13 protein-coding genes are annotated in these 13,510 nt (G+C 68.7%); 8 read left to right on the forward strand and 5 right to left on the reverse strand.

Going from position 1 to position 13,510, the window contains the following annotated elements; all coding sequences use genetic code 11:
- Positions 1 to 14: 14 nt before the first annotated feature.
- Entirely contained in the window at positions 15 to 623 is a 609-nt protein-coding gene (locus tag AC5RVZ_RS13055) for an SGNH/GDSL hydrolase family protein (protein ID WP_494066181.1), read from the reverse strand.
- A gap of 82 nt (positions 624 to 705) precedes the next feature.
- Positions 706 to 1,977, reverse strand: a complete 1,272-nt coding sequence (locus AC5RVZ_RS13060) for an ABC transporter substrate-binding protein (protein ID WP_494066182.1) — start codon at positions 1,975 to 1,977, stop codon at positions 706 to 708.
- A gap of 181 nt (positions 1,978 to 2,158) precedes the next feature.
- Between AC5RVZ_RS13060 and AC5RVZ_RS13065 the strand changes: the two genes are divergently transcribed.
- From AC5RVZ_RS13065 to AC5RVZ_RS13075, 3 genes are all read left to right on the forward strand, one after another.
- Positions 2,159 to 3,475: a DUF3863 domain-containing protein gene (locus tag AC5RVZ_RS13065; RefSeq protein ID WP_494066183.1), complete on the forward strand. Its 1,317-nt coding sequence runs from the start codon at positions 2,159 to 2,161 to the stop codon at positions 3,473 to 3,475.
- A gap of 2 nt (positions 3,476 to 3,477) precedes the next feature.
- A complete protein-coding gene (locus AC5RVZ_RS13070; protein WP_494066286.1) occupies positions 3,478 to 6,006 on the forward strand; it encodes a family 78 glycoside hydrolase catalytic domain in 2,529 nt (842 codons plus the stop codon).
- A 132-nt stretch (positions 6,007 to 6,138) separates the two neighbouring features.
- Entirely contained in the window at positions 6,139 to 6,702 is a 564-nt protein-coding gene (locus AC5RVZ_RS13075) for an AAA family ATPase (protein WP_494066184.1), read from the forward strand.
- A gap of 95 nt (positions 6,703 to 6,797) precedes the next feature.
- Here the strand turns inward: AC5RVZ_RS13075 and AC5RVZ_RS13080 are convergent, their stop codons facing one another.
- Entirely contained in the window at positions 6,798 to 7,556 is a 759-nt protein-coding gene (locus tag AC5RVZ_RS13080) for an SDR family NAD(P)-dependent oxidoreductase (protein WP_494066185.1), read from the reverse strand.
- A 46-nt stretch (positions 7,557 to 7,602) separates the two neighbouring features.
- Here AC5RVZ_RS13080 and AC5RVZ_RS13085 point away from each other — a divergent pair, with 46 nt between their 5' ends.
- The 4 genes from AC5RVZ_RS13085 (at position 7,603) to AC5RVZ_RS13100 (ending at position 11,313) form a co-directional block, all read left to right on the forward strand.
- Positions 7,603 to 8,559: an SIS domain-containing protein gene (locus tag AC5RVZ_RS13085; RefSeq protein ID WP_494066186.1), complete on the forward strand. Its 957-nt coding sequence runs from the start codon at positions 7,603 to 7,605 to the stop codon at positions 8,557 to 8,559.
- Entirely contained in the window at positions 8,556 to 9,515 is a 960-nt protein-coding gene (locus AC5RVZ_RS13090; RefSeq protein ID WP_494066187.1) for an NAD(P)-dependent oxidoreductase, read from the forward strand. The genes AC5RVZ_RS13085 and AC5RVZ_RS13090 overlap by 4 nt, the downstream gene beginning before the upstream one ends.
- Positions 9,512 to 10,447 carry a phosphotriesterase family protein gene (locus AC5RVZ_RS13095; RefSeq protein WP_494066188.1) on the forward strand — a complete coding sequence of 312 codons (936 nt, stop codon included), beginning with the start codon at positions 9,512 to 9,514 and terminating at the stop codon, positions 10,445 to 10,447. The genes AC5RVZ_RS13090 and AC5RVZ_RS13095 overlap by 4 nt, the downstream gene beginning before the upstream one ends.
- Before the next feature lie 542 nt (positions 10,448 to 10,989).
- Positions 10,990 to 11,313, forward strand: a complete 324-nt coding sequence (locus AC5RVZ_RS13100) for a hypothetical protein (protein ID WP_494066189.1) — start codon at positions 10,990 to 10,992, stop codon at positions 11,311 to 11,313.
- Positions 11,314 to 11,410: 97 nt separating this feature from the next.
- On the opposite strand, the gene AC5RVZ_RS13105 is transcribed toward AC5RVZ_RS13100, so the two are convergent.
- Positions 11,411 to 12,328: a hypothetical protein gene (locus tag AC5RVZ_RS13105; RefSeq protein ID WP_494066190.1), complete on the reverse strand. Its 918-nt coding sequence runs from the start codon at positions 12,326 to 12,328 to the stop codon at positions 11,411 to 11,413.
- An 829-nt stretch (positions 12,329 to 13,157) separates the two neighbouring features.
- Between AC5RVZ_RS13105 and AC5RVZ_RS13110 the strand changes: the two genes are divergently transcribed.
- Entirely contained in the window at positions 13,158 to 13,289 is a 132-nt protein-coding gene (locus tag AC5RVZ_RS13110; RefSeq protein WP_494066191.1) for a hypothetical protein, read from the forward strand.
- 3 nt (positions 13,290 to 13,292) lie between these two features.
- Here the strand turns inward: AC5RVZ_RS13110 and AC5RVZ_RS13115 are convergent, their stop codons facing one another.
- Positions 13,293 to 13,472, reverse strand: a complete 180-nt coding sequence (locus tag AC5RVZ_RS13115) for a hypothetical protein (protein WP_494066192.1) — start codon at positions 13,470 to 13,472, stop codon at positions 13,293 to 13,295.
- Between the last annotated feature and the right edge of the window lie 38 nt (positions 13,473 to 13,510).

A 13,510-nucleotide genomic window follows, 5' to 3' on the forward strand; every position in this document is an offset into this window, starting at 1 on the left:
TGAGATCCTCGGGGTCAGCGGTCGAAGACGTCCAGCCACGCGTCCGCGATGACGCGGTCGCCGGCGGGCGTGGGATGGACGCCATCCCACGCGAGCGCTCCGGGCTCGAGCTCGGCATCCGCTTCCGCCATGATCTCGTGCAGGGCGACCACGTCGGCGCCGAACTCCTGAGCGAGCCGGGCGATCGCCTCGCGCTTGGGGTCGAGATCCTCACGCCACGTCCGCTGCTGCTCGTCGACGGGGGTCACGAACGGCTGCACGAGGATGAGGCGCCGGATGCCGGCATCGGCCGCCTGCTGCAGGATGTCGCGGTAGTCGCGCTCGAACTCCTCGGCGGATGTCGGGTCGTCGGCGTCGTAGCGCCGCCAGGTGTCGTTGATGCCGACGTAGACGGTGAGCACGTCCGGGCGGTGATCCAAGGCGTCGGCGCTCCACCGCGCACGCAGGTCGCGGACGCGGTGGCCGCCGATGCCGGTGTTGATGATGGTGGCGGCGTCGCCGCGACGGCTCAGCTCCTCGGCGATCAGTCGCACGTACCCGCGACCGAGCCCTTCCGGGTCGTCGAAGCGGCCGGCGTCCGTGATGCTGTCGCCGATGAAGAGGAGGACGGGAGTGTCGGTCATGATTCCTTCTCGAGTGGATGGCTGCCGTGGGGACGTCGCTGCCCCCGCCCGCTTTCCACGGACGGGGGCAGCGTCGGTCGTTCTACTGGTTCGCGGCGATGGTCTCCTGCAGCACGGCGTCGAGATCCGCGAGCACCTGCTCGGTGGTCTTCCGGTCGCCGATCAAGTCCTGCATGCCGACCAGGAGCGCGTTCTGCACGGCGGCATCGGCGGGCGAGAAGAGCGCGATGAACTCCTTGCCCTCCCACGAGGCCTGCATGTCGGGGAACAGCGGGTCGATCGACTCGTCCACCTCCACCGTCTCGGTCACCGGGAACAGGCGCATCTTCGACAGGAACTCCGAGTACACCTCGTCCTCGAAGAAGTAGTCGATGAAGCGCTGCGAAGCCTCGACCTTCTCGTCGCCGTTGCTCGGGTTGATCGCGAAGCGCGCCTGGTAGGTGCCCCACATCGCGTCGGCGGGCTCGTCGACGGTCGGGAAGTTCATGTACCCGAGGTTGATGTCCGCGGAGCGGGCGTCGCTGAGGATCCACGTGGCGGGCCACATGGCCGCCTCTCCCGCGAGGAAGGCCGACTGGGCGGCGGTGTTCGAGGTGCCGAGCGGGTTCGGCATGTAGTAGGGCACCAGCTCCTTGACGATCTCCAGCGACTGCGCCCACGCCTCATTGTCGACGAAGGTCTCCTCGCCGGCGAGCATCGCCTCGGCGGTCTCCTCGTTGGCGCCATGCTCGGCGAGGGCGTAGTAGACGATGAACTGCGGCCACCAGTTGTCCTGCGCCGACATCGCGATCGGGGTGATGCCCGCGGCGAGAAGCTTCTCGCAGGCCTCCTTGAACTCGGTGTAGGTGGTGGGCTCCTCGGTGATGCCGGCCTGCTCGAAGAGGTCGGCGTTGTACATGATGCCGTTGCCCGACAGCAGGATCGGCACGTTGTAGGAGCCGCCGTCCTCGGCGTACCGGTACGTCTCCTCGAGGGCGTTCTCGGTCAGCTTGTCCAGGTACTCCTCGCCGCCGTCGGTGAGGTCCATGGCGAAGCCGTCGCGGATGAAGTCCGGAAGGTTGCTGAAGTCGATGCCGTAGACGTCGGGTCCGGAGCCGCCCGACATGCGGGTCTTGAGGATGTTCTGGTAGTCGTTCGTGTTGAAGAACTCCGCGTTCACCGAGATGTCGGGGTTCTCCTCCTCGAAGTCGGCGATGAGCTCCTTGTAGGCCGTGTCGCTCTCTCCGCCGTCGCCCCACATCAGGAAGCTGATCTCGGTGGTGCCGTCTCCCGCGCCGCCGGAGCATCCGGCGAGCGCACCCAGCGTGGCGATCGCGACGCCGGCGACTGCCGTGCTCTTGAGCCACTTCTTCATGGCTTCTCCTATCTACGTCGATTGGTCACGGTGGTGCGCCGTGACGCCGAATGTGATGCTGTAGCGATACTACACAATCTCGGCCTCGACGCCACTCTTTTCCGTTCGCGAGGCGCGGCGCGGACGCCATATCGCTAGTGCAACTACTTTTTCACGGCTCTTCGCCGTTAGATTCGACGATGTGAACCCCATCTCGGAGACGCGCATCCTCGGCCGTCGCCTCACCATCAACACCGTCGTCCGTCGTCACCAGATCGAGGCGACGCGCACCCGCTCGCTGTGGGAAGACGAGTCCGAGCTGCACTCCGCCGGGCTGGTGGAGCGATTCTCGGATGCCGTCCGCGCGGCGATCCCGGATGCGCAGCTCACATGGGCGCTGTCGTGGGGCGCTCTCACCGACGAGTCGTCGCGCTACCGCGACATCCGGGCGGCGCTGCGTCGCATCGTGGAGGCTCACGGCGACCACGTCACCTTCGTGCCCGGCGGCTTCTTCGCGAACCTGTACGGCACACGCGACGAGGTGGCCCGTGACATCGCCGACGCCCTCGGCATCGTGGAGCGCGAGATCGGCGTGCCGGCGACCTCGCTGGTGGCCGGCTTCCTCTCGGCCGACAACATCGCCCGCGCGCGGGACCTCGGCGTCCGCACCGTGCAGGGAAACATCTGGAGTCAGTTCGACATCGACCTGCAGGACGGCGACGGGTCGATCGCGTACCCGTACTACCCCTCAGCCAACCACTTCCTGGTACCCGGCCGCGGTGCCGACCGCATCGACGCGGTGCAGCTCGACGGCTGGACGGTCGACCTCGTGGCCGCTCGCAGCGCCGGGATGTCGTCGGACTACAACTCGCGGCTGGGGCTCGGCCCGATCGAGACGATCCACCGGCTGCCGCGCGAAGACGCGCTGCGCGAGCTCGAGGCGACGAGCGCCGCACACCTGAACGACCGCAACGTCGAGCGCAACGGTCTCGGGTGGCTCACCGTCAACTACGAGATCAGCGAGGTCGCCCGAGGGCTGCAGACCGATGCCGGCATGCTCGACGCCTGGACCGGATGGCTGCGGTGGCTGCGTGAGCAGTGGCCCGACCTGGTGGTGCCCCCCATCAGTCGCTTCGGCGACGAGTGGCGCACGCTCCATGCCGACAACGAGAACCTGGCCTATCTGCTGCAGCAGGAGGGCAGCGGCATCCAGGCCTCCCGCGCGGGCGAGACCGTCACGTGGTTCATGACCGCAGACTTCCGGCTGGGCGTCGCGGAGGTGGGGGGCCGCACCGAGGTCTTCGACTACACCGCGTACACGCCCGATGCGCGCGAACCGGCCGAGCTGGGCGATCGCCGATGGAGCCTGCTCGGCGAGCTGAACCAGAAGCGGACCCGACCGCAGGACGAACCGGTGCCACTGGGCCGGTTCCTGGCTCAGCATCCTGATGTGGACGAGGCGCTGTCGCGGCGCTACGCCGACGCGCCGGAGCTCTCTCGCCTGCGGGAGCACGCGTGATCATGCTGACTCACCTCACTGTCGAGCACACGCGCGAGCCGGTCGGCGTCGACGTGACGCCACGCTTCGGTTGGAACGTCGAGAGCGACGTGGTGGGCACGCGGCAGACGTCCTGGCGTCTCGTCGTCACCGGCCCAGAGGGCGTCGTCTGGGAAGCCCGCGGCGACGACGAGCGGTGCGTCGACGTCGCCTACGACGGACCGCCGCTGACGTCGCTCCGACGATACGCGTGGACGCTCACGGTCGACACGACCGCCGGCACCGCGACCGCCGCGAGCACCTTCGTGACCGGCGTGCTCGACGACGACTGGCACGGCGCGCGCTGGATCGGAGCGGCGGATGCCTCGCCGGCGGCCCCGCTGCTGCGCACCGAGTTCTCCGTCGACGAGGCGCCGACCGAGGCCTACCTCGTCGTCGGCGCCGGTGGCTACGCCGCCGTCGAGCTCGACGGGGCGCCCGTCGGGCCGGGCGTGCTCGCGCCCGGCTTCACCGACTACGACGTGACCGCGCAGTACACCGTCGTCGACGTGACTGCCCGGCTCACGCCCGGAACCCACGCGCTCGGCGCCGAGCTCGGACGCGGCTTCTACGGCATGCGCGGGCGCAACACGTGGAACTGGGAGACCGCGCCCTGGCACGCCGACCCGTCGGTGCGCGTGCTGCTCGTGATGCATGGCGCGGACGGCACGCGGACGGTCGTGAGCGACACCGACTGGCGCACGACCGCGGGGCCGACAACGTTCGACGATCTCTACGCGGGCGAGGACTTCGACGCGCGGCTCGCGCTGCCCGGTTGGAGCCGTCCCGGGTTCGTCGATGCGTCGTGGGCCGTCGCGGCCGCCGTGGCCGGACCCCGCGGCCATGCCGTCGCGCAGCGACAGCCGCCGATCGAGATCGCCCAGGTGCTCGACCCCGTCTCCGTCACGCCGATCGACGAAGGCCGCTGGGTCGTGTCCTTCGAGCGGGTCATCGCCGGATGGGTGGAGATCGAGGCCGAGGGCGCCGCCGACGAGGTGGTCGAGCTGCGGTTCGGCGAGACGCTCCGCGACGACGGCACGCCGAACTGCGTCGACGAGAAGGGCTACTTCGACGGCCGGTTCCAGACCGACCGCGTCACGCTCGCCGGGACGCCGCTGACCTGGCACCCGCGGTTCACCTGGCACGGCTTCCAGCACGTCGAGGTGCGGGCCGCGCAGCTGCCGCGTCTGCGCGCGCACCTGGTGCACACCCGCGCGCCGCGCACCGGCTCGTTCTCTTCTTCATCCGACCTGCTCGACACCGTGCACGAGCTGACCGTGCGCACGGTGCTGAACAATCTGCACGGCGTCCCGACCGACACCCCGAAGTACGAGAAGAACGGGTGGACCGGCGACGGGATGCTGGGCGCCCGCCTCATGCTGCAGAACCTCGACGCGCACGAGCTGCTGGCCAAGTGGTCGGATGACATCGCGCAGTCACGCCATGGCAGTGGCGCGCCCGAGGTGATCGCGCCGCACGGCGGCTGGACGATGGATTGGTCGCCTGCGCCCACCTGGCACTCGGCCCTGCTGCTCGTGCCGTGGGAACTGTACTCGCAGCGGGGCGACGAGCGGGTGCTGCGCGACGTCTGGCCCGATGCGCGCGACTACCTGCGCTTCGAGCTGGGGCGCACCCGCGACGGTATCGCCGACACGACCCTCGGCGACTGGGTGAGCCCCGAGACAGACCCGGGCGGAGGCAACGCGCCCGAAGACCGTCGCGTCGCCGGCACCGCGTTCGTGATCGCGATGTGCGACAAGGCCGCCGCGATGGCGCGCGTGCTCGGCGAGCGGGATGACGAGTGGACGGACGCCGCGGCCCGCGGTCGCGCCGCGTTCGTGGAGCGGTTCTGGCACCAGGCGTCGGCCGAGGTGCGCGGCGAGGGCGACGAGGGCTATCGCCAGGCGCACACCGTGCTCGCGCTGACGTTCGACCTGCTCCCGCCCTCGCAGCGGCAGCGCGCGGCCGACCGGCTCGCGCGTGACGTCGCCGAGCGGGGGAACCACCTCACGACCGGCGCGCTGGCGACCAAGTACCTGCTGCCCGTGCTCACCGACTGGGGCCATGCCGATCTCGCCGCGGCCGTCGCGCTGCAGACGACGTTCCCGAGCTGGGGCCACTGGGTCGAGCAGGGCGCCACGTCGCTGTGGGAGCACTGGAGGCCGGAGTCCCGCTCGCGCGGCCACTACTTCCTCGGCACGGTCGACGACTGGCTGTTCTCGCACCTGGCCGGGATCTCCCCCGCCGCACCGGGGTGGCGGCGCGCCCGCATCGCGCCGCGTGTCGTGGGTCACGGCATCGACCACGCCGAGGCATCCGTCACCACGCCCTACGGGCCGCTCGCCGCGGCGTGGCGGCGAGAGGGCGACGAGGTGATCCTCGAGTGCCAGGTTCCGGTGGGCGTCACCGCTGAGGTCGAGCTGGCAGGACGGCGGCGGGAGGTGCCGTCGGGGTCGCACGTGGTGCGGGAGCGGCTGCACGCAGCCGTGCCGGCAGGTCACCAGGCGGAGTAGCCGCAGAGAAACCGTGCGGCGCGCAGCGGCGCTGGATGAGGTTCCGGGCACGCAATCGAAACGGCGTGTCGCCCCCCTCTCTCGTACCGTTTTCGGGTGGCATGGGCGCGCGTCCTCCGTACGCTGGAGGGCATGTCTGCCGCGGTCATCATCATCACAGGACCACCAGGAGCCGGGAAGTCGACAACGGCGGCGAGACTCGCTGCGACGTACGCCAAGGCCGTGCACCTGCACACTGACGACTTCTGGCACTACATCGTGTCCGGTGGCATTCCGCCGTACCTCCCGGAGTCCGAAGATCAGAATCACACCGTTGTCGAAGTCATCGCCGGTGCTGCCTACACCTATGCGAAGGGCGGCTTCACCGTTGTCGTCGACGGAATCGTCGGACCGTGGATGCTGGATCACTACCGTCACGCCTCGTCCCGGCATCCAGACCTTCCCCTCCACTACATCGTCCTCCGCCCAAGCCGGACAGAAACGCTCACCCGAGCGCAGCAGCGCACGGCGCCCGGTGCGCTGGTCGATGAGATGCCGGTTCTCTCGCTGTGGGATCAGTTCGCGGAGCTTGGGGAGCTCGAAGCACACGCCATCGACACCACGCCCCACAGCGCCACTGATACAGCCCGCGCGGTGAGGGATGCGGTCACGAGTCAGCGCTACCGACTACCCCTCCCTTCGGGCCAGCAGAGCTAAGGACTCAGCGGTCGACTCGGTGCAGAACCGTAGGTATGCGCGTCGCTGGATAACCGCGGTCGGGAAACAGCGGTTCAATCGGGGATGACGCTCGGTCACCAGGCGGAGTAGCCGCCGTCGATGAGGACGATCGATCCGGTCATGTAGGACGCGGCATCCGAGGCCAGGAAGGCCACGAGCGAGGCGATCTCTTCGGGGCGGCCCAGCCGCGCCATCGGGGTGCGGCGCACCCAGTCGTCCCACCACTCGGTCGGCACGCCGTCCTTCGTGAGCTCGGTGCCGACGTAGCCGGGCGCGACGGCGTTGACGCGGATGCCCTGGTCGGCGAACTCGATGGCGAGCGACTTCACGGCGAGGTGCACGGCGCCCTTCGACGCGTTGTAGGCCGCTTGGCGCTGCGGCGCGTTCGCGAGCTCCCCCGACATGGATCCGATCGCGACGATCGAGCCGCCGCGGCCGGTCATGTGACGGGCGGCTTCGCGGGCGCACCAGAAGGTGCCGGTCGCGTTGACGGCGAGCACCTTGTCCCACGTCTCACGGGCGAGCTCGAGCGAGGGCTGATGGTTCGCGATGCCCGCGGACGTCACGAGGATGTCGACCGACCCGTGCCTCTCGGCGACCACCGCGAACGTCTCCTCCACGGACGTGGCATCCGTGACGTCGAGGTGCGCGTACTCCACGTGGCCGCTGGCGAAGGATGCCGCGGCTTCTGTGCCCGCACCGTCGAGCAAGTCGGCGATGACGACGCGTGCGCCGAACTCCTCGAGGGCGGTGACGACGGCCAGCCCGATGCCGCGGGAGCCTCCGGTGACGACGGCCACCTTGCCGGTCAGATCGAGCAGCTCTCGGTACATCGGGGTCCTTCCTCGGGCCGTGCGCTATGGTTTGTAGCGATACTACATGGAGGGAGTCACCATGGCCCTCGAGGTTCAGCCGCCCCAATCCGGTGCGGAGGAGTCGACGGACACGCTGCTGGAGCGCATCACGCGCCAGTTGCCCCATCTGCGCAAATCCGAGCAGCGCGTCGCCGCGATCGTGCTCGACAACCCGGTCGGCGCGGTGCATTTCACGATGGCCGGCCTCGCCGAGGCGGCGGAGGTCAGCGAGCCCACCGTGATGCGCTTCTGCGCGTCGGTCGGCTGCGAAGGCTTCCAGGACTTCAAGATTCAGCTCGCGCAGACCCTCGCGCTGGGCCTCCCGGTGACGCACTCGTCGATCAGCGCTGACGACACGAGTGCCGACCTCGCGGAGAAGATCTTCGACCACACCATCTCGAGCCTCGACCGGGCCCGCCGGACGCTCGCGGCGAGCGCCGTGGAGGAGGCGATCGCCACGCTGCTGGATGCCAGCGACATCCTCTTCGTCGGCTTCGGCGCGAGCGGCATCATCGCCCAGGACGCGCAGCAGAAGTTCCCGCTGTTCGGCGTGCCGTGCCAGGCGCCCGAGGACTTCCACCAGCAGTTCATCGCCGCGACCATGAGCGGGCCGCGCAGTGTGACGGTGGCGATCTCGAACACCGGTCACACCGAGCAGACGGTGATCGTGGCCGAGGCCGCCAAGAAGGCCGGCGCGAAGGTCATCTCGCTCACCGGGCGCACCAGCCCGCTGTCGGAGCTCGCCGACGTGCCGCTCATCGCGCGCACCTTCGAAGACACCGATGTTTACACGCCCTCCACCAGTCGGCTCGCGGGTCTCGTCGTCATCGACATCCTCGCCACGGGGGTGGCGCTGCGGCGCAGCCCGGAGCACACGGCCGCGATCCGACGCATGAAGAGCGAGCTGGCCAGCATGCGACAGGGGTCGCAGATCGAGCGCGAGAGCGCGGCCGACGCGAGCGAGGGAGTCGACGCGCTGTGACCGGTACGGTCGTCGTCACGTCGCGGTCATTCGGCTCGGGCGCGCTCGACCTGGAGGGCCGGATCACCGCAGCCGGCTACCGCGTCGTGCGCGCGGGCGCTGGCCATGATCTGGACGAGTTGGCCCCGCTGCTGAGCGATGCAGTCGGCTGGATCGCCGGCACGGGTCCGGTGACCGAACGGCACCTGTCAATCGCGCCGCACCTGCGCGTGATCGCGCGCTACGGCGTCGGGTACGACAAAGTCGACGTTGCGGCGGCGTCGCGGCGCGGGATCGTCGTCACGAACACCCCCGGCGCGAACACGAACGCGGTGGCCGAGCACACCGTTGCGCTGCTGCTGGCGGCGCTGCGTGGCATCCCTGCTGCCGACCGGCGGGTGCGACGCGGCGACTGGTCGGCCTGGTACACCCGCGAGGTATCGGCGCTGGCGATCGGCGTCGTGGGCCTCGGGCGCATCGGCCGCACGGTCATCGACCGCCTCGCCGGGTTCGGGCCGCGGCTGCTCGGCGCCGACCCGTGGGTACCCGCCAACGACCCGCTGTTCGACCGGATCGAGCGGTCCGACATCGCCGCGTTCGCGACGGAGTGCGACGTCGTCACGTTGCACGCCCCCGGTGGCCAGATCGTGGTCGACGAGGGCTGGCTGGCGGCATCCGATCGCCCCGTCCTGCTCGTCAACACCGCGCGGGCCGACTTGATCTCGGAGCCGGCGGTCGCCGACGCGCTGCGCAGCGGGCGCGTGTTGGCGTACGCCGCCGACACGCTCGCGACCGAGAACCATGGCGACGGCGCCTCGCCGTTGCTCGCCGACGACCTCGCCGATCGCGTGATCATCACGCCGCACTTGGCCGCGCAGACCCGCGAGGGCGTGGACGGCATGGGCGGTATGGCGACCGAGAACCTGCTCGCCGTGCTGGAGGGGCGCGCTCCGTTCAATCCGGTTCCGGTGCCGTGAGCGGGTTCATCCGCACGGCGACGGGCGACGTAGATCCGTCCGAGCTGGGGCGGACGAACTACCACGAGCACCTGTTCCAGGTGTCGTCCCTGCTGCCGGGCGACGACCTCGACGACGAGACCGCGAGCGGCGAAGAGGCGGCGGAGCTGCGCGCGTCGGGGTTCGACGCGATGGTGGATGCCACGCCGCTCGGCCTCGGCCGCCGGCCCGACGCCATCCGCCGCATCTCCGAGCGCACCGGGCTGCGAGTCGTGATGACGACCGGCGTGCACCGACAGGAGCACTACGCGGACGGGCACCCGCTGCTGGAGGCCGACGCGGCGACGCTGGCGGCGGCGTTCCTCCGCGACCTGACGGAGGGCGCCGGGGAGTTCGGTGACCCGGGTGAGCCGGGCGTGCGCGCGGGGGTGTTGAAGGCGGGACTCGGATATTGGCGCATCGACGCCGTCGCGCACCGGGTGATCGAGGCGATCGGGGTGGCGCACGCGGCCAACGGCGCGCCGGTGATGGTGCACCTCGAGCACGGCACTGCGGCGTTCGAGGCACTTGAGGCGTTGGCGGCCGTCGGCGTCGCAGCCGACCGCGTCGCGCTTGCCCACATCGATCGCAATCCCGACCCTGGCCTGCACGCCGGACTGGCGGCTGCCGGGGCGTTCCTCGGATATGACGGTGCTGCGCGCGCGAAGGACTGGCCCGACTCCGTCCTCATCGACTGCCTCCTCGCCACTGCGGAAGCGGGCGGTGGCGACCGCATCCTGCTCGGCGGCGATGTCGCACGCCGCACCCGCTATCGCGCCTACGGCGGGATGCCGGGCCTGCGCTACCTCGGCGACCGCTTCGTCCCGCGGCTCATCGCGCAGGGCGGCGAAGAGCTCGCGGATGCCGTGCTTCGCCGCAACCCCGCCGCGTGGCTCGCCTGGCGCAACGCGTAGAAGAGAATACCGGCCATGGCGTGCCGGGTTCCGCGCGACTCTCGGCTCCCCCCGCGGGCGCAGCGGTGAGCTCCAGCGCTGGACGCGGGAACTCAGGGGAATCATCGGGAGCCAGCGGCGACGCGTCGCCGCGTTTCGCGATAGATGGTCGCTCGTGAGACTCCGAACTCGAGTTTGGCTTCGGTTGCGGTATCTACGCTTGGGCGTCGGGATTGTGCACGGAATCCACTCGAAGCACGGAAACCTTCAAGTGTCACTTCCGCGAAAGTTACACCAGAGGGGTCAGCAGCGAACAACCCCAGGTGAGATCGGAGAAATGCCGGATTCCCAGGGATCCCTCGGCGACTTCTCTGCATGAGTTGTGCACAGGTAGGGCGGCGATTTGCACAGCCTCTCCACGCAGTTATCCACAGGTGAAGTAGCGAATGACGGAGGCCGCGCCTAGAACTGAGAGTGCCGGTGACCACCGGAACACAACGGAGCGGCTCCGAGACGCCAATCACGGGAGCCGCTCCACCACCCAACAACTCAGGAGAGTACGAATGGGCTCCGACAACCCTACAGACCGAATAGCCGCTGTCCAGGCCCTGGGCGCCGCTGCCCGGCGCGCAGGCCGCGACTACCGCCGCTCCGTGCGACGTGACGTCGAGGCCCTCCGCAACGCGGGCGTCAGCGATGAACGCACCATGGCGGAACTGCAGATCACCGCCTGCCTCCTCGATAAGTTGCTCGCCGCGGACGGCATGAGGCGATGCAGCGAATGCGCCTTCGATCTTCACCAGAACTGCATGGGAGCGATGCTTGACGACCGTACGGGTTCGGCCCTCCAATGCGAGTGTGACTGCCGTCTGCCATGTCGCGACTGACACCGGTCCGCTGGCCACCTCACCCGAGACCCGGCAAAGTCCCGAGAGAGCGCAGAGGGCCGGCGCGGTTCAATACAAGATCGGTCCGGATGATGGTCTAGCGCCAGAGGTCCTTCGCGTATCGGTCGAACCCTCGCAGTTCCAACCAGCGGAGCAACGCGGTCAGGTGCATGATCGCTATGGTGGCGTTCCGCAAGGTGTACTGACGGGCGGAGACGCCGTGTGCGGTTGCATGACGCCGGAACTCGCGTGGTGGCACAGCGCTGGGTGATTCACCGTTGTAGCTGAAGTACGTTGCCCATAGCGCCCCAAGGACCAAGCCGTCCTTGAGATCGAACTGACCTAAGTCAGGTGGATTGTTTCGAGCCGGAGGCTTCAAGCCATGCCGACGGATGAGAGTGTCGAGCGTATTGGTCGCAAGAGCCTGACCAGCGTCGCGATGGCCGCCCTGCATCGCTCTGATAGAGGCCTTCAAGTACCGCACGTAGCGGAGCCCCGTTGACGACGTTATGTGATCCATCTGCTCGTCACACGCGACGAGAATCCGAGGAGAGCTGCGCCCAATGATGTCTCGTCTGGCTGTCGGCCCGTCGGCGGAAAGTATCCGACTCAGTATCGGAGCGGGTGGCACCCAGCACAACGGCAATCCCTCGTCCCGAACGATCGAGTTGAGGGTTCCTGAGGTGGTGTGCTCGATTGAGTCCCGCCAGTTCTCGGGATAATAGGCGACCGTCGACTCGACAAAGGACCGGATCTCCCTTGTCCAGAGATCGGACCAAGCAGAGACGATCCTCGTGGTGTCAATGGACAGCCGGACCGTTTCCTGCAGGTCTTGCGCGATGCGGAGGACTGACGACTCGTAGAGGTTCCAGGCCCCGGCCACCTGCGTGGCGAACGGTTCGACGATCGCACGAGTGAATGAGTCGCCGAACAGGTCTGTCGGCCTTGACGCCCACTGCCAGTTCAAGCGTGAGTCTTCGTCACCGCCCTCCGCGCCCACCACGATCATGCGCACGACATTACGGTGATTGCGACACGCCGCTCCAACCGCACCCGCTTGACGGGGGAGTATTGACAGACCCTAGCGTCAGTGTTGGTGGAGGCGAGAGTCCGGTCCGCTGGGCGGCGTCTGTTCTCATCCCAGGGGCGTGCTAGTGCGGACCGGCCTTCTGCCCGTCCCGACCGGGTCCGTCGATTGATAGCTCCTGTGGCCGGATGAGTGTCCCATCCCGGGCGCCCCGGCAGCAGGAGCACCACCGCAGGCCCTCACATCGTGCTTGCCTGGTGCAGGCCAAGGAACACCATGCCCGCGACCGCACCACCGAGCAGGATTAGCTGCCGAGTGACTTCGGTCCAGGGCATCGTGTGACCAACTGCAGGTCGACTTCCACTCCACGGAAGGTGGGTCTTCGGATGCGCTCAGGTCGGACGCCCGACGCGCGGAGTAGCTCTTTCCATTCGAGGGCCGCGCTTTCGTGCGCCGCGTCGAACTCAGTCGACGCCTGCCCTCGCGGTGCTTAGCGTAGATCGCACTCTTTTTGGGCATCAGCTCGACGAGACGAGCCTTCAACCGCGCTCGCGCCACCTGCTCGATTAGCAACCACACACCGACGACCAGTGCAGCGCATGTGGGGACGGCAGACGAGGAACGAGTACATGGGCGCGGTAGACCGATTCAACGCCGGCCGTGATCCGGTCAGCCTCACGCTCGTGGAGCCGATGATCGCCGAGGTCTCCGCGGATGTCGCCCTTACGCGAGGAGCGTTTCGACACGGCGTCCGATTCCTGCGGGCGCACCGGACCTCGAAATCCGCACCGCTGGGATACGGCGTAGGCTCCCCGGCATGGACCCGATCGACGACGCCGTCCAGCCCACCTGCCCGAACTGCGGCACGCTGTTGCACGATGCCGGAAACGGGTTCTGGTGCCGCGGTTGCCGGCTCGTCTACTTGCCGAACGTCGACCCGCCTACGTAAGGTTCATCGAGCTCTGCGCCGACGGCGTCGCGGCGTGAGACGCAGAACAGGCCCTCCAGCGAGCAGCAGTACGAGCATGACCCCGATCCAGGGGTTCTCGAGGATCACCTGCCAGTAGATGCCGACGGCACCGAGCGCCAGCTGCACCAGCGCGCCCACGAACCACTCGGTCATGTTGTCCATGCGTGGAAGCTAGCGGTGCCTGCGGACATCCGACAGCT

It is taken from the genome of Arthrobacter sp. Cza30 (genome assembly GCF_059090765.1).